We start from the raw sequence: 24,523 nt of genomic DNA, 5'->3' as shown, positions 1-24,523 counted from the left end.
CTAGATTAAGAATTGGGCAAGGATATCATCATCTGTAATATCTTGGAAAGAGAAACCCGCATCACTGATACGGTCTAGCAGGGGCGGGAACCCCGCCGCAGTTTTAGATTCGATTCCGATCAAAACCGATCCGTAGTTTCTTGCAGATTTTTTCAGATACTCAAACCGTGCGATATCATCGTTGGGCCCAAGCAAGCCAAGAAAATCCTTTAGTGCTCCTGGGCGTTGGGGCAATCGTAGGATGAAGTATTTTTTCAGGCCCTCAAACCGCAAAGCGCGCTCTTTGACATCTGGCAGGCGTTCGAAATCAAAATTCCCACCAGAAACTGTACAAACCACTGTCTTGCCAACGATTTCTGGGGCGACATCTTTCAGCGCATCAACGGATAGCGCGCCGGCTGGTTCTAGGACAATGCCCTCGATATTCAGCATTTCGATCATAGTAGAACAAAGACGATCCTCGGGGATGGACAGTGTGTTTTCGATGGGCTGAGTATGCAACGCGGCAAAGTTCGCATCCCCAATGCGGGCAACAGCTGCGCCATCCACGAAATTATCGACCTCTTCTAACGTGATCAGATGACCAGCCTTTAGCGCGCCAAAGAGGCTCCGTCCGCCGGCGGGTTCGCAAAATCGAAAATTGGTTTTTGCACCGAAGTATTTTACCAACCCCGAGGACAGCCCGCCACCGCCCACGGGCGCGATGATATAATCGGGGCATTTGCCGAGTTGATCAAGAATTTCTACCGCGATCGAGGCTTGGCCCTCGATCACATCAGGATGATCATAAGGGGGCAACATGGTGGCATTATGCTGAGCTGCATAGGTTTGCGCCGAACGCAAGGTTTCATCAAAGCTGTCGCCCTCTAGAATGATCTCGATAGCATTGCGGCCAAAGGCTTTGGTTTTGCCAATTTTTTGCTGTGGAGTGGTTACGGGCATGTAAATACGCCCCCGTGCATCATAATGTTGGCATGCGAAGGCCACGCCCTGTGCGTGATTACCAGCAGATGCACAAACAAATGGCCCGTTGTTTCCGGCAAAAACCTGTTTGCGCATGGCGTTAAATGCGCCACGGATTTTATAGGACCGCACCGGCGAGAGATCTTCGCGTTTCAGGTAAATATCTGCGCTGTACTTTTCCGATAGGTATTCGTTTTTTTGCAGAGGTGTTGACGGGAATAATGCGCGCATTTCCTGTGTGGCGCTTTTCGCGTCAATCTGGAACGAAGACATATTTGCTACCTTTGATTTTTTTTGTAACGTAAAGGTCTTTATTTACCCTCGCAATGCCCGTAAAAAGTTTTACGCAAAGAGGGGCGGCAATGAGGGGCGATTGTATGGGGTTTGGTAAATTTTGGACAGGGTTGATTGTTCTGATTGCGATTTCTCTTGGTCAGGTCGCATTTGCGCAACCTGTACAGCCGATAGAAATGGCCACGATCGAGCGAAAACCATTTGCTTTTCAAAAAAATGGAGAATGGCAGGGGTTTACCATCGAATTGTGGGAGAAAATCGCCACCAACGCCAATTTTGAAACCAGCTTTAGGAAAATCGACAGCTTTCCAGAATTGCTATCCGCGGTAGAAACGGGGGATGTCGATTTAGCAGGCGCGAATATTTCCGTGACCTCTGCCAGAGAGGAAATTATGGATTTCTCTCAGCCGATTTTTGATGCGGGCCTGTCAATAATGAAGCGATCCGGCGAAGAAACCTCGGTGTTTGCCGCATTGTTTAATCCGCAATTGCTGATGTTGTTGGTTGGGGCGATCCTATTGTTCATTTGTGCCGGCGCGTTGATTGCATGGTGTGAGCGTAAGAGCGGCTTTTTCAAAGAGCTGGACAAGCCCAAAAGCCTAGAAGAAGGTATTTGGTGGGCGGTTAGTGTTGTGACCAACGCCAGCTTTACAATATTTACACCGGTTTCTATGGCGGGGCGGATGTTGGCCTATGTTCTGATTGTTATCGGTTTGTTTGTGGTATCGGCCTTTGTGGCGCAAATCACCGCGTCCCTAACCGTGGAATCCCTACGCACACAGGTAAGCAGCATCCAAGATTTGCGCGGCAAGGTGGTTGGCACCACCGAGGCATCTACATCATCGAAATTTTTGACCCGCAAGGCCGTTGACCATCTGACCTTTGAAAGCCTGACAGACCTGTATGAGGCCCTGCGCAACAAAGAGATTGATGCGGTGGTACATGATGCGCCAGTGTTGGCCTATTACGTTAAAACCGAGGCTTTGGGTGAATTTGAAACCGTGGGTTCGGTGTTTAATCCTCAAAAATACGGGTTTGCATTTGAATCTGGGTCGCCCTTGTTGGAGCAAGTGAACCGCGAGTTATTGTTACTACAAGAAAATGGTGAGTATGCGCAATTGGTTGGCAAGTGGTTTGGCGCAAATTACTAGGCCTCTTGCCCGTCGGGCCAAAACCACATAAACCCCGCTCAAATGGAATCCTTAAATCGCGGAGCATATGCTATGGCAGCGCCTAAAAAAGTTGTTCTGGCCTATTCAGGTGGGCTTGATACCTCGATCATTTTGAAATGGTTGGAAATTGAATATGGGTGCGAGGTGGTAACATTTACCGCTGATCTCGGCCAAGGCGAAGAGCTGGAGCCGGCCCGTAAAAAGGCCGAGATGTTGGGTGTGAAACCTGAAAACATTTACATCGATGATGTCCGCGAAGAGTTTGTACGCGATTTCGTATTCCCGATGTTTCGCGCTAATGCGGTATACGAAGGATTATATCTACTGGGCACCTCTATTGCGCGGCCACTGATTTCAAAACGCCTTGTGGAAATTGCGGCCGAAACCGGTGCTGATGCGGTGGCACACGGCGCCACAGGTAAGGGCAATGATCAGGTGCGCTTTGAATTGGCCGCCTATGCCTTGAATCCAGAAATTCAAGTGATTGCACCGTGGCGCGAATGGGATCTATCCAGCCGTACCAAATTAATAGAATTTGCCGAACAGCATCAAATTCCGATCGCCAAAGATAAGCGCGGCGAGGCGCCGTTCTCTGTGGATGCCAACCTGTTGCACACCTCGTCAGAGGGCAAGGTGCTAGAGGATCCAGCCGTAGAAGCGCCAGACTATGTATACCAGCGCACCGTGCATCCAGAAGATGCCCCCGATACGCCAGAGCATATCGAGATTGGGTTCAGCAAGGGCGATCCTGTGTCGCTGAATGGCAAGGATTTGACACCGGCAGAAATGCTAACCGCCCTAAACGAGCTGGGCGGCAAACATGGAATTGGGCGTCTTGATCTGGTCGAGGGCCGTTTTGTGGGCATGAAATCGCGCGGGATTTATGAAACGCCGGGTGGCACAATTATGCTAGAGGCCCATCGCGGCATCGAAAGCATCACCCTTGATCGTGGCGCGGCGCATCTAAAAGACGAGCTGATGCCAAAATATGCCGAGCTGATCTATAACGGATTCTGGTATTCACCAGAGCGCGAAATGCTACAGGCGCTTATCGACAAGAGCCAAGAGCACGTGAATGGTACTGTGCGCCTGAAATTGTACAAAGGTTTGGTGCAAACTGTTGGCCGTTGGTCAGAGGATAGCCTCTATTCCGAAGCACATGTAACATTTGAAGATGATGCAGGGGCCTATGATCAGGCGGATGCAGCTGGATTTATCAAAATTAATGCATTGCGTCTAAAGCTATTGGCGGCGCGCGACAAAAAAGGCTGATCTGCAGATCAGCCTAACATTCAGGGGCCTGCGCATTGCGCGGGCCTTTTTAGTATAGGTTGTTGGTGATGACAATCCGCAGCGCGTGGATCGCAAAAATCACGATCAGTGGTGTGAAATCCAAACCGGCCATAGGCGGGAGCATCCGGCGAATAGGGGCATAGATAGGCTCTAGCAGGCGTTGTAAAGCATACCACAATTGCGCCACCAAGGGCTGATGTGTGTTTAATACATTAAACGAGATCAGCCAGCTCATGATGATGTGAGCGATCAAAATAAACCAGACGAAATCCAGTAACATCAATAAAATTTGTGCAAGTGAGTGCATCGTAGTCTCCGTTGTTTCAATCTAGCTAGCGATCAATCGTGTCAGTTGCAAGGTTACCCAACGTTTCGCTTGTCACATATGGGTGTGCTTTGCAACTTGATCGAAAAAGGATCACACCATGTACCCATTTGTGCGCCTTGCGCTGGAATATCGTCGCGCCAAACGCCAAGGTAGATTAACCGTGGACCAGACACATGAATGCACCCTGCGCATCTGGCCCCAAGATTTGGACGTCTTCAACGAGCTGAACAACGGGCGTATTTTGACCCTATTTGATGTGGGGCGCTTGCCCTTTGGGTGGCAGGTTGGGTTGTTAGATGCGATGAAGGAAAACAAATGGGGTCTGACCATGGCGGGGGCCTCGGTTCGGTATCGGCGCCGTGTGCATCTATTTGACAAAGTTAAAATTAAAACTACTGCGATGGGGCGCGATGCGCGGTTTATCTATATCCTACAAACCATGTATCGCGCAGAAGAAGCCACATCCAGTATCCTGTACCGATCGGCGCTAACGGATAGAAATGGGATCGTTCCCCCGCAAAAATTTGCGGATTATTTAGGGGTTCCGGATTGGAATCCAGAGATGCCGGAATGGGCACAGAATTGGATCGCCGCAGAAAACACGCGTGTTTGGCCACCTGTACATTAGTTTGGCGGGAATTTCCTTGCCTCTAGGTGTGAAGGCTGGTCTAGTCAGATCAAATAAAGCGGAGTGAAAATGGCCAGTAGATCGAAAAAAGTATGGGGCTGGATGATGTATGATTGGGCCGCACAGCCCTACAATACCTTGTTGATCACCTTTATTTTCGCCCCCTATTTCTCTTCTGTGGTTGTGGGTGATGGCGTTCAGGGGCAGGCCCTTTGGGGCGGCATGCTAACGATTGTTGGTATATGTTTGGCATTTGCGGGGCCAATATTTGGCGCCATATCAGACAGCCTCGGCCCCAAAAAGCCATGGTTGTTATTGTTCTCGCTACTCTATGTTGTCGGGTCTTTTGGCCTGTGGTGGGCGGTGCCCAATATGAACGGGGTGATGGGTATTCTGGTGATCTTTGCTATCGGGATGTTTGGCATGGAAATGAGCCAGATTTTCGTAAATGCCATGTTGCCCGATATGGGCACAGAGGATGAAATCAGCAGGATATCGGGCAATGGATGGGCCTTGGGCTATGTTGGTGGGCTGATCGCGCTGTTCATCATGCTGTTGCTTTTCGCAGAGAACGAAGAGGGCAAGACCTTGCTGGGCAATGCGCCGGCCTTGGGGTTGGATGCGGAGACACGCCAAGGTACGCGATCTGTGGGGCCGATTACTTCGTTGTGGTATGCGGTGTTTATGATCCCGTTTTTCGCATGGGTTCCCGATACAAAGCGCATGGCCGAAAAGGCCAACAGCAGTGGCAAAGCATTGAAAGAGCTCTGGGGCACCATAAAGTCATTGCCTCAGAATATCAGCTTGGCTTCCTATTTGGTGTCCTCGATGTTCTACCGCGATGCCTTGATGGCGCTCTATGGTTTTGGGGGGATCTATGCATCCGGTGTGTTGGGCTGGTCTGTGCCCCAGATCGGGATTTTTGGGATCATCGGCGGTATTGCGGCGGCTTTGTTTTCTTATTTTGGTGGCCACGCAGACCGTAGGTTCGGGTCAAAGGCCGTGATCACCGCGTCGATCCTGATCCTAATCGTGGTAACCGTGCTGATTATTGGCACTTCACGCAGTCAATTTTTCGGCGTGCCTTTGGCGGCGGATAGTAATTTCCCTGATATGTTATTGTATGTGTGCGGGGCATTTTTAGGGGGCGCTGGCGGATCGCTACAGGCCTCTTCCAGAACCCTGATGGTTCGACTGGCAAACCAAGAGCGCATGACCGAGGCCTTTGGGTTGTATGGGTTGGCGGGGCGTGCCACCGCGTGGCTTGCGCCTGGGTTGGTGGGGATTTTCACCTACCTTACGGGTAGCCAGCGTATTGGTTATGCGCCGCTTATTGTGCTGTTTTGTATTGGTCTGTGTTTACTTTATTGGGTGCAAGAGGACGGCGAATAATACGATGCTCAGAGTGATTTTTGTTGCAATATTCTTAGGGTCATTTTTTCACACAACATTTGCGGTCGCGGAAACGCGCGCGCGGTTTTTGCTGGGGGCCAAGACCGAAGGCTCGCACCAAAAACCCCAGTCAATTGGATTTTATTCCAAGGGATGCCTTGCAGGTGGGGTAGAACTGGCGCCAAATGGCCCCACATGGCAGGCCATGCGCCTGTCTCGTGGCCGGAATTGGGGGCACCCTGATATGATCGACTATATCGAACGGGTTTCCGCCGAGGTGGCCAAAAAGACCCGCTGGAAGGGGCTATACGTTGGCGATATCTCCCAACCTCGGGGTGGCCCGATGATCTCTGGTCATGCCTCGCATCAAATGGGACTGGATGCCGACATCTGGTTGCTGGCGGCAAAGAATCTGAACCTAACAGTCGCAGAACGCGAATCTCTGTCATCGGCCAATATGCGGTCTGGAGATCAGCGCTCGGTTAGCAAAAACTGGACAAAACAACATATGAAGGTCATGGAGATAGCGGCCAAAGATCGCGCTGTGGATCGTATTTTTGTAACCCCACCCGTCAAGATTTATATGTGCAAACATGCCCGTGGCAATCGCGACTGGTTGCAGAAAATCCGCCCGTTCTGGGGGCATAATTACCATTTTCATGTACGCCTGAAATGCCCCAAGGGTGATCGCAGATGCGAAACGCAAAAGCCCACCGTTTCTGCATTGTCAAAGGGCGGGGATGGTTGCGATGAGACGCTGAACTGGTGGGTGACCGATGCCCTAAGGCCTGCCAAACCAGACCCCAACGCCCCCAAGCCCAAGCCGCGCAAACATCCACGCCAGTTCACCATGGCAGACCTACCTAATAAATGCGCCGCCGTTTTGAAAAGCAAATGATCAAGGCAATTTTGGTATTTTTTGCCAGTGCAACATTGGCACTGGCCGAGGGCGCGGGCGACGCCGCTCGGTTTTCTGGGGCGGCCAAGCTGAGCGGTGAGGGGGCAAAATTCGGGGGGTTTTCGGCGATTCATGTTTATGAGAATGGCCAAGAATTCCTGGCCCTGTCGGACCATGGGCTGTTCCTACGCGGTGTGCTCGAGCGTAAAGACGGTACATTAACTGGTGTGATCCCCCAAGAACAGTCACCCGTACGCAAGATCGATGGCGGTGCGGTGTCGGGGAATAACAGCGATTCCGAGGGCATCGCGGTGGCCCAAAATGGCGATATTTTTGTTTCGTTCGAGGGGTTTCATCGCGTGCGAAAATACACGGATATTGACGGAAACGCCGCGCATATTTCTGGGCATGCGCGATTTAAGTCTATGCAACAGAATTCATCCCTAGAGGCGCTGGCCATTGATAAAAACGGGGTTCTTTATACGATGCCGGAGCGATCTGGCCATGAGAAACGGCCCTTCCCGATCTATCGATATCAAGGTGGGGCATGGGATATCTATGGGCAGGTGCCGCGGGATCACCCGTTTCTAATGGTGGGGGCGGATATCGGCCCTGATGGGCGGTTCTATGTGCTAGAGCGTCACTTTGCGGGATTTGGCTTTGCGACACAGCTGCGCAGCTTTGCCATGGGGCAAAGCGGCCTTAGGGACGAGCGGCGCCACCTGCGCACCCGAACAGGGCGCCATGATAACCTAGAGGGGATTAGTGTTTGGCGTGACCCACAGGGAAATTTGCGGGCCACGATGATTTCGGATGACAATTTCAGGTTTTTTCTAGCCTCTGAAATCGTCGAATATATCCTGCCCTAGCTTTCCCAGTTGTCTAGGATGTCTACGGCCTGTTGGGCGGTTTCCACGAATTGGAAAAGATCCAAGTCATCGGCGGAAATCGTACCAGCGTCTGCCAACACTTCCCAGTTGATGATCGAGCGCCAGAATTCTTCGCCGAACAACAGGATCGGCACACGATTCATGCGCTGTGTTTGAATGAGGGTCAGTGTCTCAAACAATTCGTCTAATGTGCCAAAGCCACCAGGGAAGGCCGTTACGGCCTTGGCGCGCATCAGGAAATGAATTTTGCGCGTGGCGAAATAGTGGAAATTAAAGCACAGCTCAGGGGTGCAATATTCATTGGGGGCCTGCTCGAAGGGCAATACGATATTCAGGGCAATGCTGGATCCGCCTGCATCCATGGCACCGCGATTTCCGGCCTCCATCACGCCGGGGCCACCGCCGGTTACAATCACATCCTGCTGGCCATAGCTCTTCATGCTCTTCTCGGTCACAAGGCGGGCAAATTCGCGGGCCTCGTCGTAATATTTAGACAGGTTCGCCAATGTTTCGGTGCGGGCTTTTGCCTTGTCTTTGGGTGCGGGAATGCGGGCACCACCAAACATCACGACGGTGCTTTCGATACCGCGTTCTGCCAGAACCAGCTCTGGTTTCATCATTTCCAGTTGAATGCGCACCGAGCGCAATTCGTCTGAGCATAGGAAATCGTCATCGGCAAAGGCAAGGCGATAGGCCGGTGCCTTGGTCTGGGCGGTCTCGGGTACACCTGAGGCGCTCTTTAGGTCTGTTTCTGCATCTGGGAATGATTTTTGTTTTCTAGCCATTGTTGAAATCCAATTCAGTTTTTGCGGCGCATTGCGCGTTGCGTGTTCTGCCACTATAGGGACAGGTAACGAGTGGAACGTCAAGTATTGGAGTACGTCATGTCAAATGCGCAACTAGAAACAGCAATCGAAGCCGCATGGGATGCCCGAGACAGCATCACATCCGCAACCAAGGGCGAGCAACGTGACGCAATCGAGGCGACACTGGCCGCGCTGGACAGCGGATCCCTGCGTGTAGCAGAGCCAACGGCATCAGGTGAGTGGCATGTGAATCAATGGGCCAAAAAGGCGGTTTTGCTAGGCTTTCGCATTCAAGATATGGAGCTCCAAGAGGGCGGACCTCAAAACGGCACTTGGTGGGATAAGGTCGACAGCAAATTCAAAGGCTGGGGCGCGTCAGAATTTCAAACCGCTGGGTTTCGCGCTGTTCCCAATTGCATCGTTCGTAAATCAGCCTATATCGCACCCGGTGCGGTCTTGATGCCATCCTTTGTTAACCTAGGCGCCTATGTGGGCGAGGGCACCATGGTCGATACATGGGCCACTGTTGGTTCCTGTGCGCAGATCGGCAAAGATGTGCATCTATCTGGCGGTGTAGGTATTGGTGGTGTGCTAGAGCCTATGCAGGCTGGCCCAACCATCATCGAAGACAACTGTTTCATCGGCGCGCGTTCTGAGGTGGTAGAGGGCTGTATCGTTCGCGAAGGCTCTGTGCTGGGCATGGGCGTATTCATCGGCCAATCCACAAAAATCTTGGATCGCGAAACCGGAGAAGTGATGTATGGCGAGGTTCCAGCAGGATCAGTTGTGGTGGCGGGATCTATGCCATCCAAAAACGGCGTAAACCTGTATTGTGCTGTGATCGTGAAAAAGGTCGATGCAAAGACCCGTTCGAAAACATCGATCAATGAGTTGTTGCGCGACTAAGGCGTTTGCAATTTGAAATTTGGGCATGCCAATTCTGGTGTGCCCTTTTTTATGCGCCACCAAAATTATGAAACATTTCTAAAGCAGATGTTACGTCCCATCAGCGAAACGTTTATTGTTCGCTATGCAGATCAGGTTAGGGTGGCGCCATGGAACTTATCTTTGCATATATAGCGGGCCTTTTGACCCTGATTAACCCCTGTGTTTTGCCGGTGCTTCCGATTGTTTTGGTGACAGCGCTGAACGCAGACAAGCGCGGGCCATTGGCTTTGGCCCTGGGGATGTCGATCTCGTTCATTGGATTTGGGATGTTTGTCGCGCTGTTTGGGCGAGCAATCGGCCTAAGCGTGGATCGCCTGTCTAGTATCGGTGCATGGGTGATGATCGTGTTTGGACTGATTCTACTGATCCGTCCTTTGGGTGCGATATTCGAACGGGGTCTCGCCCGATTTGCACAGAATGCGGATCAACAGATCGGCAATAGCCCTACCTCTGGTCTGCGCGGGCAATTTATTGGCGGTACATTGTTGGGGGCGGTTTGGTCTCCGTGTATTGGGCCAACGCTAGGCGGGGCAATCGCATTGGCCAGCCAAGGTGAAAATTTGTTTTGGGCTTTTCTGATTATGCTGTTCTTTGCATTGGGTGTATCGACCCTGATTATCGGCATTGGGATGGGCGGACAGAACCTGATCCGCAAGCGTGCACAGAAATTACAGGGCTTGGCCGAGAAATCCAAACCCCTAATGGGGGGCGTTTTCATAGCCGTTGGGGTTATGATTCTAACCCGCCTACACCATACCATCGAACGCTGGGCGGTAGAGAGCCTGCCCTATTGGTTCCAAGATTTATCAGTCGCACTATAGGAGAGAGACATGAAACGTAGAACATTTATCACAAGTACATTGGCTATGGGGGCATTTGCGCCAGCTGCGCTTGCAGCAGATACTGTATCCTTTAGCCCTGGTGTGATCCAGAAGGCGCTGGATGAGGGCAAGACCGTGTTTGTGGATTACTACACTGGCTGGTGTTCGACCTGTGCGCGCCAAGAGCGGGTGATTAACGAGCTGCGCAAATCGAACGCTGATTACGATGCGCATATTCTGTTTGTGAAGGTCGATTTCGACAAGTACGGCAGCCATCCCGTATCAACAAAGCGCAACATACCGCGCAGATCAACGTTGATCGCGCTAAAGGGGTCAGACGAGTTGGGGCGCATTGTGGCCGGTACATCAAAGAGCGCGATCAAAGAGCTGATGGATGCGGCATTGGCCGTGGCCAGCTCTTAGGTCTTTCTTAGTTGGCGGCGCTGTTCTATACCGCCGCCATGACAGAGAAAAAGCAAAAGAGAAAACAGCAGGTCTTTACCCTGTTGGTCGAGGTGGGCCGCAACGAGAACGATGGCCTGCCCAAGGGAGCCACCGGTGGCGCGCTGATGTGTTTCAGCTCGGGTGTGGACGAGGCCGAGGCCGTGCGCGAAACGGTTGCGTTATTAAAACAGGCTGATTTAGCGCCGCTGGATGTGACCGGATACGGCACATTGGACGAGCGCATCGAACAGGGCCATGATATCAACGAAGAAGAGCGCGGGCTGATGCAGCAGGCACTAGATGAAAATTCAGTGGTGGTCTATCAGTTGACGCCGTTTTTCGAGGATAAGAAGTAATGCTGAACCTGTTCTTTGATCTGGATGGCACGCTAATCGATCCCCAAGAGGGCATCACCAATTGCGTACAACACACGCTACGCGAGCTGGGTGCAGATGTGCCTGATGCGGCGGAATTAACATGGATGATTGGCCCGCCGCTTGGGCATGGGTTCATGCATTTACTACAGGACCCCGACCTGGCGATGCAGGCGGTGGAAATCTACCGCGAGCGCTATGCTGAGGAAGGCATGTTTGAGGCCGATATTTATGATGGCGTTGGCGAGATGTTTGATCAGTTACACCAAATCGATGCGCGTCTGTTTATCGCCACATCAAAGCCATTGGTTTTTGCCCAAGAGGTGGTGGGCCATTTCGGATTGCACGCCCATATCGAACAGCTGTTTGGATCAGAGCTGGATGGAACACGCGCCGACAAAACCGAATTGTTGCAGCATGCTCTGGATGAAACAGGTATCGATCCTGCGCAGGCGATTATGATCGGCGATCGCGAGTTTGATATTTTCGGGGCAAAAAACAACGACATCCCCAATATTGCCGCCCTATGGGGATTCGGCGACGCCGAGGAGTTACGCCGCGCCGAACCTGATATGATGGCAGGCCATCCAGAAGAGGTTCTGGAGATTGCCGCGGATATGATGGGGTTAGAGATTTAGGGGTTTTATTTGATTATGCCAAAGTTCATTATTTGTTTCGCATTTTTTATATCGGTAATGTGGCTAAATAATACCTCTTTGTTTATGTCGCCCACTGACCAAGATCCCAAAATATTATCGCATCGCGGTATTCATCAAACCTTTGCGGGAAAAGAGCTGAATCTAGATACCTGTACTGCCCAGCCTATTGCCCCGCCGGCCCATAGCTACATCGAGAACACCTTGCCATCGATGCAGGCTGCATTTGAGCTAGGCGCCGAGGTGGTTGAGCTGGATGTCCATCTCACCCCTGATAAGGTGTTCGCAGTTTTTCATGACTGGACCATTGATTGCCGCACAAATGGAACAGGGCAAACGAATAAAATTACCTATGATGACCTTCGGACGTTAGATTTGGGCCACGGATATTCCACAGATGGCTCTCATTTTCCTCTGCGTGGATCTGGGGTGGGCATGATGCCAAACCTTGCCGAGGTTTTGGCAAGGTTCCCGACGGAGAAATTTCTAATTAACTACAAAAGTAACAAGCGAAGTGAGGGCAAAGAGCTTGTAAGACGTTTGCGCGATGTGCCGGCATATAAGGATCAGATTTTTGGGGTGTACGGTGGAGATGAACCAACCAACTATGTTATAAATGCAGGTCTAGGAATTAAGGGTTTTACCCGCAAGAGTGTCAAGAGATGCGTCGTACAATATACGCTTATTGGTTGGTCTGGTTTTGTGCCTCGGGCATGCCGAAATCAGATCGTGATGATACCGAGTGATATTGCTCCGTATCTTTGGGGGTGGCCCCTGCGGTTTCAGGCGCGCATGAGCGCAAATCAAACGGATATTGTGCTGGTTGGCCCATTGCAAAAAAACAGTCGCATTCTCGGCATTGATAGCCCAGAAATGTTAGACGAGGTCGCACAGGGATTTACCGGATATATTTGGTCGAACGATTTGCCGAATTTACTAACAAAAAGGGCACCCCAGCGGGATGCCCAATAGGAATTTATGTATTAGAATTTACATCTCGAATTTAAGAGCAGAAACCGTTTTAAACATGCCGGTTTCCTTTAGCGCATCCAGCGCTTCTTGGTTTGGAGTATCGTCTAAATACAACAGGGCGATTGCATCACCGCCCACCTCTGTACGACCCAATGTAAAGTTCGCAATATTAACATCATTGGCCCCCATGGTTTGACCCAATGTACCGATGATACCCGGCGCATCATTGTTGGTGGTGTACAACATATGTGCACCTACCTCTGCATCAATGTTGATCCCTTTGATTTGGATGAAACGTGGCTTGCCGTCAGAGAATACAGTCCCAGCAATTGCGCGCGCGCGCTCGGCTGTTTTTACAGTCAGCTTGATATAGCTGTCAAAAACGCCTGACTTTGCTTGGGTTGTGTTTGAAACCTTGATGCCGCGATCCTGCGCGATAACGGGTGCAGACACCATATTCACATCCGGATTTTGTGCCTGCATCACGCCTGCGATTGCAGCAGATGCCAATGCTTTGGTGTTCATTTCGGCCACACCACCATCATAGACGATGTTGATTTCGGTGATCGGTTCGTCGGTTAGCTGACCCGCGAATGCGCCAAGGTGTTGTGCCAATTTCACAAACGGCCCCAGTATAGGCGCCTCTTCTGCGGTGATGGATGGCATGTTAATTGCATTGGATACTGCGCCGTTATTCAGATAATCTGACAGTTGCTCTGCGACTTGGATCGCGACGTTTTCCTGAGCCTCTGATGTAGACGCGCCAAGGTGGGGTGTAACCACAACATTTGGCAGATTGAACAGCGGGCTATCTGTTGCAGGTTCTACTGCGAATACGTCAAATGCGGCACCGGCTACATGGCCAGATTTCAACGCCTCTGCGAGGGCTTCTTCATCTACTAGGCCACCACGCGCACAGTTCACGATGCGGATGCCTGGTTTCATTTTTGCGATTGCTTCGGCAGAAATCATGCCTGCGGTGGCCTCGGTTTTTGGAACGTGCAGGGTGATGAAATCTGATCTGCCCAGCAATTCGTCCAACTCTACCTTGGTGACACCCATTTCTTGGGCGCGCTCTTCGGACAAGAAGGGGTCATATGCGACGACCTTCATCTTTAGACCCAAAGCGCGAGATGCAACGATTGACCCGATGTTGCCTGAGCCGATCAAGCCAAGGGTTTTGTTGGTCAGCTCAACACCCATAAATTTGGATTTCTCCCATTTGCCGGCATGTGTTGATTGCGATGCTTCTGGGATTTGGCGTGCCACGGCAAACATCATCGCGATCGCATGTTCTGCGGTGGTGATAGAATTACCAAAGGGGGTGTTCATAACGATCACGCCGTTTTTAGATGCGGCTTTCAGATCCACATTATCCACACCGATACCCGCACGGCCTACGACCTTTAGGTTGGTTGCGGCTTCTAGCAACTTTTCGGTGACCTTGGTGGCCGAACGAATGGCTAGGCCATCATATTCGCCAATTTTGGCCAGCAGGGCGTCCTTGTCTTTGCCAAGAGTTGGTTCGAAATCTACATCGATTCCATTGTCGCGAAAGATTTGAACGGCGGTTTCAGACAGTTTGTCAGATACAAGTACTTTGGGCATTACAGCCTCCTTTAGAAATATTTGGGTGGCCGGCCCCTTGGGGCCAGCAAGAATTACAATGTGGCGATTTGGGTTTCAAAGGCCCAGTTCAACCAAGGCGCCAACGCCTCTAGGTCGGCTTGCTCGACCGTGCCACCCGTCCAGATACGCAGACCAGCAGGCGCATCGCGATAGGCGCCGATGTCTTGGGCAACGCCCGCATCGTCCAATAACTTGGCCAGCCCCTTGGCAAATGCGGCTTGGCCGTCCGCATCCAGTGCCGCAACACGCGGGTCGGAAATCTTCAAACATACGGATGTGTTTGAGCGGGTTTCGGGCACCTCTGCCAGAAAATCGATCCAGTCATTGGCGGCCACAAAATCGGCCAACACGTTCATGTTGGCATCTGCCTTGGCGATCAGGCCAGCGTTGCCGCCCAAGCCCTTGGCCCAGTTCAGCGCAAACAGGTAGTCCTCGACCGCCAGCATAGATGGCGTGTTGATCGTGGCCCCCTTAAAGATACCCTCGATCAATTTGCCACCTTTGGTTAGGCGGAAAATTTTTGGCAATGGCCATGCCGGTGTATAGGTTTCCAGGCGCTCAACCGCGCGCGGGGACAGGATGATCATGCCATGGGCCGCTTCGCCGCCCAGTACTTTCTGCCAGCTGAATGTGGTTACATCCAATTTATCCCATGCCAAGTCCTGGGCAAATGCCGCAGAGGTTGCATCACAGATGGTTAGACCAGCGCGATCAGATGGGATGAAGTCGCCGTTGGGAACCTTTACGCCTGATGTGGTGCCATTCCATGTGAAGACAACATCGTTGTCGAAATTCACGGCACTCAGATCAGGTAGGTGGCCGTAATCGGCGCTGTGGTGTGTTACATTTTCCAGTTTCAGCTGTTTGACCACATCCGTGACCCAGCCGGCGCCAAAGCTTTCCCATGAACACATATCTACACCACGTGCGCCCAATAATGACCACATGGCGGCTTCGACTGCACCGGTATCAGATGCGGGCAGGATGCCGATTTTGTAATCTGTTGGAATGTTCAAAACCTCGCGGGTGGTTTCGATGGCTTCTAGCAATTTATTTTTGCCAATGGCAGCGCGGTGCGAACGGCCCAGTGCCGCATCAGATAGCGCATCCAAAGTCCATGTAGATGGTTTGGTGCAGGGGCCAGAAGAGAATTGGGGATTGTTCGGACGGATGTCCGGTTGTGTCGTCGTCATATGTGTATCCTCACAGATAAAATGCCCTTCGTTGGGGAAGGGTGTCCCACTGCCGCAAATAGGCAAGAAAGGGTCGCAGGGCAAGTGTTAGTTCTGGTAATTTTGCAAAATTTCCTCATAAGGGCGGAGAAACAGGTTCAGATATTTTTGATAGGACACCCAATGTTCGTTGCTACACTGATTGCAAATCCCTCCGGTAAACCGCTAACCGATGAATTGGTGCAAAGAGCCGCAGCAAATCTGAATAGTGCTGATATCAATTGGCTGGCCGATGGAATCGCCGCCGACATTGCCTGTGATCAATCCGAATGCGAATCCCTATGGCGCGATTTACAAGAATCAGAGATTGATCTGGTGATCCAAGCAGAGAGTACGCGCCGAAAAAGGGTTTTGTTGGCTGATATGGACAGCACGATGATTCAGCAAGAATGCATCGACGAACTGGCCGATGTTGCAGGGGTTGGCGCAATGGTCGCGGATATTACTGCACGCGCCATGAACGGTGAAATGGACTTTGATGGCGCATTGCGCGAACGGGTAGGATTACTGAAGGATCTGAACCTAGATGTGATCCAACAAGTTCTGGAGACACGCATAACCCTTATGCCCGGCGGTCCGGCGCTATTGGCCACCATGAAGGCGAATGGCGCATATTGTGCGCTGGTTTCTGGCGGGTTTACAGATTTTACACAGGCAATCGCGGCGAGATTGGGATTTGATGAGAATCGCGCGAACACGTTGCTGAATGCAGATGGTAAGCTGACAGGAGAGGTCGGCATGCCGATTCTTGGGCGCGAGGCCAAGGTTGAGGCGCTAAAGGATATCGTCGCGCGCCTAGATATTTCACCGAAGGATGTGATCGCGGTTGGGGATGGAGCGAATGATCTGGGGATGCTGACCCTTGCAGGCAGCGGCGTGGCCCTACATGCAAAGCCAGTGGTGGCCGCACAGTGCAATATTCGGCTAAATTTTGCAGATTTAAGCGGCCTATTGTACCTACAGGGTTATTCAAAGTCGGAATTTGTGCTGTCGATCTAATAAATCCTCTTGTAACACCTGCGCCTTCTCAATAAACACGCCCGTGGAGACGTGGCCGAGTGGTCGAAGGCGCTCCCCTGCTAAGGGAGTAGGCGGTTTGTAGCTGTCTCGAGGGTTCGAATCCCTTCGTCTCCGCCATTTACTTTAAAATCAATGACTTACAAGTTGATAGCGTCCGGTGCACCACATAGGTGGAACACAAGGCCATGAAATTCGACGCGTACCTAAGTCCCTCACGCCACGGCATTTATTACTTTAGATGGCCGTTGCCGTTAACGGATCATCAACCAAAACGAGCCACGTTTAGAGTATCTTTACGAACTCGTTGCCCAGAACGGGCTGGACGGCTTGCAAGATTGCTTACAGTATCGGGCGAAAAGCTAAGGGAAAGCAGCGCATTGGCAGGGCTGAGACAAGATGAAATGCGGGAAATGGTCCGCAAGTTTTTCCAATCTGTGTTAGACAAGCATATTGATCGTGTGAACAAGCGTGGCTTGTCGCCTATGCAGATCACGGCCATTCAAAATGGGATCGACTTCCATGATGAGGCTGTCGATGGTGACACGGAAGTTTCTGATCAGATGCTTAACCTTGTTGGGTTTCGAAAGGCTGCTAAGCTGACAGAAGAGCAGTGGACCGACAACGAAACATTCTTGTTGCGGGAAATACGGAAGGCTGACCGAGATCATCTTCGAGCTGTCCTTGCGCACTACAAAACTTTGGATAGCTATGAGTTTGGCAATGATGGGCGAGCAGTTAGCAAAGCCATTGCAGCATCTAACGAAACCACGTTGGGCGATGCTATTCGAGACTATCTGGACGAACAAGCACGGGCCAAGACTTGGCGAGGAAAGACAGCAGAAAAGAACCGTCGCGCTTTAGATCACTTGATTGAGATATTTGGACAGGACAGGGTTCTTACCTCAATCTCACAAAGGGATGCGCAAGAGGCAAAGAAGCTGATGATGGAGTTGCCAGCCCGTCAGAAAACCCTGCCTGCCACACGTGACTTAAGCCTAAGAGATGCGACAAAAGTTGATGGTCTCAGCAAGATCAGTGTCGAGACATTGAACTGGTACTTGCAGGCTTTTGCTGCATTTTTCGGATGGGCCAAAAAGAACGGCTACATCCATGAAAAACTGTTTGAAGGTATGAAAGTTGGCCGCGCCAATGCCACCAAGGAAGAACGATTGCCTTTCACGCCTGATGCTATGAACACCATGTTCATTGAGCTGACATCGAACAGGTCTGGCTTGGTCAAAAGTGAAAGCCATAAGTGGGGCGCATTGATCGGCATGTTTACAGGTGCGCGGCTCAACGAGGTTGCTCAACTTTTAGTTGAGGATGTTCAGGAAACAGATGGTGTTTGGCACTTCAATATCTCCGACGAGGGCGAGAACCAGAAAGAAGTGAAAAACAAGGCCAGTAAGCGCAAGGTGCCAGTCCATAGCGCCTTGATCGATGCAGGGTTTCTTGACTTCTACCAGTCACGCCAACGTGGAAAACAACTCTTCCCCGACTATCGGTTTACGAAGTCAAACGGCTATGGTCGAAACCTAGGTCGGTGGTTCAATGAGAGCTTCACCCCGAAGTTGGGCATCAAAACACCCCGCCACGTCTTCCACAGCTTCCGGCATACGATGATCACAAGATTGATCCAAGCTGAGGCCCCACCAGAAAAGGCCAAGTGCATAGTTGGACATGAACAAGCGGGCGTCACCTTCCAAGTCTACATGCGGGAAAGATACACACTTACTCAACTGAAAGAGACCATAGAGAGGTTCCAATTGTGAAGGGCATTGGGGGAAATTTGAGCGCAACTAGTAGAGTATATGGGCATGGAAAAATGTTTCATTTTTTATCGCAGCGCCTTTGAGCGTAAAGCGAAATGTAGTAGTAGGCCTTTGGAGAGTTCGCCAATTGGTTGACTAGTAATTGAATTTCACGAGAGCTAATTACATGGCCGACCAGTATGACTTTGGTAATTTATCACCCATCGAATTTGAAGCTCTCGTAGCTGATCTTATGAGTGCGGAATGTCGAGTACGGTTTGAAACGTTCTCGGAAGGTGCGGATGGCGGCATTGATGCACGACACAGCAGTGCATCGGGCAATGTAATTCTTCAGGCCAAACACTACAAAAACAGTACATGGGCTGACTTGGAGACCTCAGCGAAAAAAGAATCCCCGAAGATTCGTAAGCTCAGTCCCAGTACGTACTATTTTCTGACGTCTCAAAAGTTGACACCAGATAGAAAAACTTCGCTCAAAAACCACTTAAACCACCCTTCGGTTGCGGTATCGAACATTCTCGGGAGGACCGAGCTAAACGCTCTGATAAGAAAGCATAGTGATGTCGAAAAGAGTAACATTAAGCTTTGGCTTTCAAGCGCGGCGGTGCTTCAGCGATTACTCACTAACGACATAGCAGTTTTCACTGAAGCAACTAAAGAAGGCATAGAGCGCATACTTAAGGTGTTTGTTGCCAATCCAAGCCTACCGACAGCTGCAAAAATTTTGAAGAAACAACATTGCTTGATAGTTTCCGGTCCGCCCGGTGTGGGAAAGACAACGTTATCGCAAGTTTTGGCGGCAGAACACTGCGAAGACGGTTGGGAACTTGTCGCGATAAGTAGCATCGAGCAAGGCTATGAAGCGTTCCATCCTGAAAACAAGCAGGTCTTTGTTTTTGACGACTTCCTTGGCAAGATCAAACTTGATGCGAGATCATTGGCGAAAGATGACGCAAAAATCGCTGGTTTTATGCGGCTCGTCGCTGGGCGGACTACAAAGCGGTTCATTTTAACCACACGTAAGTACATACTAGAAACGGCACGAACCGCTTCTGAATCACTAGATGATGATCAGGTGGAATTAACAGAGATGATCCTTGATCTCGACGTTTATACGAGAGAGATCAAAGCTCGAATTTTGTACAACCATTTATATCACTCAGGTCTTGAAGAAAGTGCTATCGGGGCGCTTTTAGTGGGCGATACCGTCTCCCGTATTGTTGATCATCCGCACTATATGCCGCGCATCGTACAGTGGATGACAGACCATGTTCGATTTAGAGATGCTGACCCTGAAGAATACCCACGCACGTTTATACAAGCACTCGATAACCCTGAGAAGGTTTGGGAAAAGCCTTTCCAGAATCATATCAGCGGCGCGGCGCGTGTGATGCTGTATTGCATGTACTTATCGAGACATGAGACCTTCATTGAAGGTAGTGGAGTTGCGAGAGGCATAAAGGTAGAAAAGTTGCGCGATTTTTTTGAAAGAGCGCTATCGGCTTTTTCTATCGAGAGTGACGGAACCATTCCAGAGAGCCGCTTCGAAGATACACTCCGAGAAATCAAATCATCATTTATTGTACTTCAAGGAGGAACGGTAAATTTCATAAATCCTTCGGTACAGGACTTTCTGGCGCGTAGGTTGAATGATGTTAAAATTCTGGATCGACTATCTCGTTCAATATCGACATTCGACAATGCAGCAGACTTGTGGAAATTCGCGTCCGAATATTTCAATGGGAAACCGTCTAAGACCATTCAGGTCGCAACCGTAATCCTGTTACAGATTAAGTCTGGTGCAGTGAAGGGGCGGCTGCCTCTCGAAGATTTAGCACCTTTTCTTGGAGATTTAATTTCCGAATCTAAGGCGTCTGATTTTATCCATTTTTTGCGTGGAGGTGGATTGTCCGTCAGTTCTTGGATCAATGAAGTAGAGCTGCCTAACCTCATAGATGACCTGATGTTTGGGAAATATAGTGAATTGCAGCATGCACAGGCATTCGGCAGGTGGCTTCGACTTCAACTGTTTAAGTACCTGTCGAAGAGAGACTATGTTCTGGAAATCGAAGAATTAGGCATGCTTGCTGACAACTTGCCCATGTATCGAGAAGACCTGCCAGAATGCATACTCGAACAGTTTGAAGAAGCAGCAACGGAAAGTATCGATAGTTTGGAGCCTTCTGGCATAGCAGGCCATGAGGATCGCGAGTCAGCTATTGGCACATGGCTAGAAGAGATTGAGAAAATTGAGAGTTATCTTGGGCATCCTGTTGATAGCTGGAAACGAAGGGAGCTTGAAGATGATCTATGGATCATGCAGCAGCTTCATGATCAGCAGATGCAAGAAATGAGGGAAGAAGGTGGCTTAAGACGGTCTTCTGCTAGCTCTGGCACATCCGCAAACTCGTCATCTCCTGCCAGTCCTTTGGGGGCAGCCAGAAGTGGCTTCTCCAACGTTGACTTGGGCAACATGTTTTCATCACTCAAGAAATGAGTTGCAGTAATTCACATCAAGTCGTGTTTTCAATCGTGATGTGCCAAAGGAGATAGATACTACACGTGACAGCACGCCCATTTGACCCACAGTGGACCACTGATGCACCTGAGCTTCTGAAGTATCTTGATGATCTTTGCACAGAGATGACATTGGCAGAGGTGCGTCTGAAAAAACGTAAGTCCGATGCTCAGCCGAGCTTTGAAGCGGCAATAAAAGCAATTGTGCTGGACCTGTATCGCGCCAATGAAAGTAATCCTGACTTGGAGGTTGGGATCGCGTCGGGCACTACTACCTTACAAAAATTGAGTAAATCACGCTATGGCGCTTCGTTCATATCAGCTCGAACCTTTCAGGACGCGCTAAGCATTTTGATCAGCCAAGGCCTTGTGATTATAACGACACCCCATTGGCACGATCCATCGGGAAAAACGAGCCGTGTAGCGCGTCACAGAGCGTCAGAAATGCTCTTGAGCGCCCTACGTGGTGCAGGCGCTTCCGTTGCCCTCCTGCGTCGGCACAGTGCCTCTGAGGGGATAATCCTAAAGGACGGAAAAAAGAAAAAGATCGAATATGGCGATATTCAAGTTGCCAATGATGCACGAGATCGACTTCGGGTAATCAACAGGATGCTTCGAAACCACTGGGCTGACATCGCGCTGCCAGACAGCGAACTGATCGCGCACAAAGCTGCTGTGAGTGGAAAACGTAAGGAGGAAGCCAGTCAATCTTTCGACTTTGCTGCAAGGACCGTTCATCGTGTCTTCAATAATGATGATTGGGAACAAGGTGGTCGGTTTTATGGTGGTTGGTGGATAAGCATTCCTTCAGAGCTAAGACCTTTGATCCTGATCGATGGAAAGCCAACTGTTGAAGTGGATTACTCAGGCCTTCACGCTGCTATGCTGTATGCAATGGATGGAAAAGCAATCCCTTCGGACCCTTACGAACACTGCTACTCTAAGTGGAGCAATAAGAGCGCTCGCAAACTTGTTAAACTGGCATTCAATGCAATGTTAAACGCAGACAGCACCATTAAGATTAGCCCTATAGACGGCTTCAGAGAAGATTTTATGGGCATGGCGTGGCAAGAATTTCTTCTATATGTAGTCAGCTGCTTTCCAGAGTTCGAACATCATTTCGGAACCGGAATAGGTCTGCGGCTGCAATTTAGAGACAGCATGTTGGCGGAGACAGTTATGTTAAAGTTTGCCTCTCAGGGTAACGCTTGCTTACCAGTTCATGACAGCTCCATCGTTCATCATGCTCTTCTCGATGATCTGACAAGTGCCATGCAAGAAGCATTTGAAGATGAATTCGGTGCAGTTGGAGAAGTCAGCTACCAGCTTGGAGCTGGGGAACAGATCAGTACAACAGGACAGATGGTCGAAGTAGATATGGACGAGCTATTAAGCCCAATTGGCTATCTAGAGCGTTTACAGGCCTTTTGGGACAATCAAGATCATCAGCAATCGTGATGCAGTATCTCTATATATGAGTAAATGCTGTAAGTGATTGATTAGAATAAATAATATATAAACCAATAGAAAGGCCATAATATATATATGCTGGATAATATAAAAACCCTTCGGTCAGGCCAACCAGTGACCCTCCCTCGCTACTGGTAACGATAAGGTTGCATCATCCAGCTTAGTGTGACACACAAGTGCGACAAACACAGCAAATGCGTTCCGGAATATCGCTATTTGCCAAGGGTTTAGATTTATGGTGGAGCCTCCCTTCGTCTCCGCCACTGAACTTGTGAACATGCTAGGCGACCTTACTCGTCTGTTCCAGTTTCAATCGGAACATCTAAAGGTACGGTGATGCGTGGTTTTGTTTTTAGCTACAAGCTATTAAATTGATGACCAAGTCTAGATAGTCCCATAGGCCTAACCTGCGTCTTTAATTACAGCACGTCACCTTGGTACCCGGTTGATGCTACGTGCACTTACCCCCTAGTTGCCCCAATCAGAGCAGTCACGTGGATTAAGATCACGAGAGGCAGGGCTAGGGGAGCTCTCCCAACCTTTCATTGTTTCCGCGGCTACTCTTGTTGGAAACTATAAGCATTGAATAAGAGAATCTTCGGTCATTGATCTCTGCTGCTTAACATATTTGATAGATCAGCATGAGCCTAGGCGCCTACTCCAGAGAGCTAACTATCAGTGATGCGCTAGCTTCGTTTATGGCCAACACTGTGTTGTATAGGGTGGCCAGCCTTAGCAGAGATTTCACATCCACATCGTGGGGCAGTGCAGAAAGCGGATCTGTGAAAAATATCAACGCGTCCAATTTGTTTTCTGCAATCATGGCGCCGATTTGTGCGTCACCCCCTAGAGGGCCACTTTTAAGGCATTCGATATTCAGGCCGGTCTCGTTGGCAATACGGCCGCCTGTTGTGCCCGTGCCATAAAGTGTTAGCGTGGAGAGCATGGATTTGTGCGCCTGAACCCATTCAACCAGCGCGTCCTTTTTCTGATCATGTGCGACCAATGCCATGGTTTTTATATTTGGAAAGCTGTTTTTAGGCTGTGTCATTACTTTTGTCCACGCGGTTTGAATTGTCGGTTGCCCAGTTCCATGTCAGTGGAGATTTACGTTTCATTGCCCCGCTGAGATGTTGCCGCATACGATAGGATGCGTCGGCTATTTCGCCGCGCTCAAGCAGTGTTAGGATCTCTAAGTGTTCCGTACATTGCTCTATTAAACGCTCGCGGTTTATTTCAGCGCGATATTCCATCAAGCGGCGCATACGATTTACGCGTTGCAAGGCCACATGGAAGAACGGGTTGCCTGAGAGCTTGATGATTTCTTCATGAAACTGTGAGCCGCTGTGCAAAAGCGCCTCGCCGGGCGCTGTGTTTATGCTCATTTCCAGCATGTTCTCTTGGTTCCGGCGCTGTTCGTCTAGCACCTTTCTGTTTAGTGAAAACGAGGGTTCAAGCAATGCCGCGGGTTCGATCGCCAGTCTGAAACGATAAATCTCGTCAAAAGCTTCGGGCGTTTTGGCAACAGGTAACAATCGCCACCCATAGCCTTCTTTGCGCTCTGCCCAGCCCTCGCGCGCGGCGCGAATTAACAGATCACCAACCTTAGCCTTGGTCCAATCATATTTATCGCGCAGAAATTGCTCGGTCACTTCCTCGGGGATTTGGTTTGTCAGCCAGTCATTGGCGAAAATTTGATAATCATTTGCTTCTTCGCGGTTGCTTAGTGCCATCTCCTGCGTGATTTCCAAGGGCATCTCGTCAGTTACGAAATACCCGCGGTTTTCCTCGCGGGTCAGAACGCTCTTGGCCTCAAGCGTGTTGAGAGCCTCTCTGACAGGGGTGCGTGATACCCCATATCTATCGGCGACCTGTTGGGCGCTGATATGTTGGCCGGACGCTAGTGCTCCTGATAGAATATCTTGGATAAGCCGATTAGAAATCTTTGTGGATAGGTCACTTTTTCGCATCAAACTCTCTGGGGTGCTCTGGCATTGCCGTGGT

The 24,523-nt window shown here is 50.3% G+C and carries 23 protein-coding genes and 1 tRNA gene; 17 read left to right on the top strand and 7 right to left on the bottom strand.

All coding sequences use genetic code 11. The annotated features are described in order from the left end of the window. The gene (ilvA, locus tag QQL62_RS08370) at positions 1 to 1,236 is read right to left on the bottom strand and encodes a threonine ammonia-lyase IlvA (RefSeq protein ID WP_284377724.1); all 1,236 of its coding nucleotides are present in this window, start codon (positions 1,234 to 1,236) and stop codon (positions 1 to 3) included. Positions 1,237 to 1,325: 89 nt separating this feature from the next. On the opposite strand from ilvA, the gene QQL62_RS08365 reads away from it, so the two are divergent. Then, on the top strand, positions 1,326 to 2,408 hold the full coding sequence (locus QQL62_RS08365; RefSeq protein ID WP_284377723.1) for a transporter substrate-binding domain-containing protein: 1,083 nt from the start codon (positions 1,326 to 1,328) through the stop codon (positions 2,406 to 2,408). Between the two features lie 72 nt (positions 2,409 to 2,480). Then, entirely contained in the window at positions 2,481 to 3,701 is a 1,221-nt protein-coding gene (locus tag QQL62_RS08360; protein WP_284377722.1) for an argininosuccinate synthase, read from the top strand. Between the two features lie 49 nt (positions 3,702 to 3,750). Here QQL62_RS08360 and QQL62_RS08355 read toward each other — a convergent pair whose 3' ends face one another. Continuing rightward, a complete protein-coding gene (locus QQL62_RS08355) occupies positions 3,751 to 4,029 on the bottom strand; it encodes a YggT family protein (RefSeq protein ID WP_284377720.1) in 279 nt (92 codons plus the stop codon). 118 nt (positions 4,030 to 4,147) lie between these two features. Between QQL62_RS08355 and QQL62_RS08350 the strand changes: the two genes are divergently transcribed. The 4 genes from QQL62_RS08350 to QQL62_RS08335 all read left to right on the top strand — a co-directional run bounded on the left by QQL62_RS08350 (position 4,148) and on the right by QQL62_RS08335 (position 7,837). Beyond that, positions 4,148 to 4,678, top strand: coding sequence for an acyl-CoA thioesterase (locus QQL62_RS08350; protein ID WP_284377718.1), 531 nt, complete (start codon positions 4,148 to 4,150; stop codon positions 4,676 to 4,678). A 69-nt stretch (positions 4,679 to 4,747) separates the two neighbouring features. Continuing rightward, positions 4,748 to 6,070, top strand: coding sequence for an MFS transporter (locus QQL62_RS08345; protein ID WP_284377716.1), 1,323 nt, complete (start codon positions 4,748 to 4,750; stop codon positions 6,068 to 6,070). A 4-nt stretch (positions 6,071 to 6,074) separates the two neighbouring features. After that, positions 6,075 to 6,968, top strand: coding sequence for a penicillin-insensitive murein endopeptidase (gene mepA / locus QQL62_RS08340; protein ID WP_284377714.1), 894 nt, complete (start codon positions 6,075 to 6,077; stop codon positions 6,966 to 6,968). Continuing rightward, on the top strand, positions 6,965 to 7,837 hold the full coding sequence (locus QQL62_RS08335) for an esterase-like activity of phytase family protein (protein WP_284377712.1): 873 nt from the start codon (positions 6,965 to 6,967) through the stop codon (positions 7,835 to 7,837). Before mepA ends, QQL62_RS08335 begins: the two co-directional genes overlap by 4 nt. Here the strand turns inward: QQL62_RS08335 and QQL62_RS08330 are convergent. Beyond that, on the bottom strand, positions 7,834 to 8,643 hold the full coding sequence (locus QQL62_RS08330) for an LOG family protein (RefSeq protein ID WP_284377710.1): 810 nt from the start codon (positions 8,641 to 8,643) through the stop codon (positions 7,834 to 7,836). The two genes, QQL62_RS08335 and QQL62_RS08330, sit on opposite strands and share 4 nt — an antisense overlap. Positions 8,644 to 8,742: 99 nt before the next feature. Here QQL62_RS08330 and dapD point away from each other — a divergent pair, with 99 nt between their 5' ends. From dapD to QQL62_RS08300, 6 genes are all read left to right on the top strand, one after another. Then, entirely contained in the window at positions 8,743 to 9,570 is an 828-nt protein-coding gene (gene dapD, locus QQL62_RS08325) for a 2,3,4,5-tetrahydropyridine-2,6-dicarboxylate N-succinyltransferase (RefSeq protein WP_284377707.1), read from the top strand. A 149-nt stretch (positions 9,571 to 9,719) separates the two neighbouring features. Further along, positions 9,720 to 10,433: a cytochrome c biogenesis CcdA family protein gene (locus QQL62_RS08320; protein ID WP_284377703.1), complete on the top strand. Its 714-nt coding sequence runs from the start codon at positions 9,720 to 9,722 to the stop codon at positions 10,431 to 10,433. A 9-nt stretch (positions 10,434 to 10,442) separates the two neighbouring features. Continuing rightward, on the top strand, positions 10,443 to 10,856 hold the full coding sequence (locus tag QQL62_RS08315) for a thioredoxin family protein (protein WP_284377700.1): 414 nt from the start codon (positions 10,443 to 10,445) through the stop codon (positions 10,854 to 10,856). Between the two features lie 38 nt (positions 10,857 to 10,894). After that, entirely contained in the window at positions 10,895 to 11,233 is a 339-nt protein-coding gene (locus QQL62_RS08310; RefSeq protein WP_284377697.1) for a DUF8846 family protein, read from the top strand. Continuing rightward, positions 11,233 to 11,889 (top strand): HAD hydrolase-like protein, encoded by a 657-nt coding sequence (locus QQL62_RS08305; RefSeq protein WP_284377695.1) that lies wholly within the window; start codon positions 11,233 to 11,235, stop codon positions 11,887 to 11,889. Before QQL62_RS08310 ends, QQL62_RS08305 begins: the two co-directional genes overlap by 1 nt. 15 nt (positions 11,890 to 11,904) lie before the next feature. Further along, a complete protein-coding gene (locus QQL62_RS08300) occupies positions 11,905 to 12,879 on the top strand; it encodes a glycerophosphodiester phosphodiesterase family protein (protein ID WP_284377693.1) in 975 nt (324 codons plus the stop codon). 18 nt (positions 12,880 to 12,897) lie between these two features. Here QQL62_RS08300 and serA read toward each other — a convergent pair whose 3' ends face one another. Both serA and QQL62_RS08290 read right to left on the bottom strand, forming a co-directional pair. Beyond that, positions 12,898 to 14,487, bottom strand: coding sequence for a phosphoglycerate dehydrogenase (serA, locus tag QQL62_RS08295; protein WP_284377692.1), 1,590 nt, complete (start codon positions 14,485 to 14,487; stop codon positions 12,898 to 12,900). Positions 14,488 to 14,540: 53 nt separating this feature from the next. Further along, on the bottom strand, positions 14,541 to 15,701 hold the full coding sequence (locus QQL62_RS08290; protein WP_284377688.1) for a phosphoserine transaminase: 1,161 nt from the start codon (positions 15,699 to 15,701) through the stop codon (positions 14,541 to 14,543). A 162-nt stretch (positions 15,702 to 15,863) separates the two neighbouring features. On the opposite strand from QQL62_RS08290, the gene serB reads away from it, so the two are divergent. The 5 genes from serB (at position 15,864) to QQL62_RS08265 (ending at position 22,507) form a co-directional block, all read left to right on the top strand. Continuing rightward, positions 15,864 to 16,739 carry a phosphoserine phosphatase SerB gene (gene serB, locus QQL62_RS08285; RefSeq protein ID WP_284377686.1) on the top strand — a complete coding sequence of 292 codons (876 nt, stop codon included), beginning with the start codon at positions 15,864 to 15,866 and terminating at the stop codon, positions 16,737 to 16,739. A gap of 45 nt (positions 16,740 to 16,784) precedes the next feature. After that, positions 16,785 to 16,877, top strand: a tRNA-Ser gene (locus QQL62_RS08280). Between the two features lie 218 nt (positions 16,878 to 17,095). Further along, positions 17,096 to 18,532: a site-specific integrase gene (locus QQL62_RS08275; RefSeq protein WP_284377684.1), complete on the top strand. Its 1,437-nt coding sequence runs from the start codon at positions 17,096 to 17,098 to the stop codon at positions 18,530 to 18,532. A 166-nt stretch (positions 18,533 to 18,698) separates the two neighbouring features. Continuing rightward, entirely contained in the window at positions 18,699 to 21,029 is a 2,331-nt protein-coding gene (locus QQL62_RS08270; protein ID WP_284377681.1) for an nSTAND3 domain-containing NTPase, read from the top strand. A gap of 65 nt (positions 21,030 to 21,094) precedes the next feature. Next, positions 21,095 to 22,507, top strand: a complete 1,413-nt coding sequence (locus tag QQL62_RS08265) for a hypothetical protein (RefSeq protein WP_284377678.1) — start codon at positions 21,095 to 21,097, stop codon at positions 22,505 to 22,507. Between the two features lie 667 nt (positions 22,508 to 23,174). Here QQL62_RS08265 and QQL62_RS08260 read toward each other — a convergent pair. Further along, positions 23,175 to 23,570, bottom strand: a complete 396-nt coding sequence (locus QQL62_RS08260) for a methylglyoxal synthase (protein ID WP_284377675.1) — start codon at positions 23,568 to 23,570, stop codon at positions 23,175 to 23,177. Beyond that, on the bottom strand, positions 23,557 to 24,489 hold the full coding sequence (locus QQL62_RS08255; protein WP_284377673.1) for a GntR family transcriptional regulator: 933 nt from the start codon (positions 24,487 to 24,489) through the stop codon (positions 23,557 to 23,559). The genes QQL62_RS08260 and QQL62_RS08255 overlap by 14 nt, the downstream gene beginning before the upstream one ends. Positions 24,490 to 24,523 lie beyond the last annotated feature (34 nt).

The sequence above is a fragment of the Amylibacter marinus genome (assembly GCF_030160015.1).
In the GTDB taxonomy this organism is placed as follows: Bacteria; Pseudomonadota; Alphaproteobacteria; order Rhodobacterales; family Rhodobacteraceae; genus Amylibacter; species Amylibacter marinus.
Note: the sequence above shows the minus strand (reverse complement) of the source record. Positions and strands in the feature narration are given on the sequence as shown.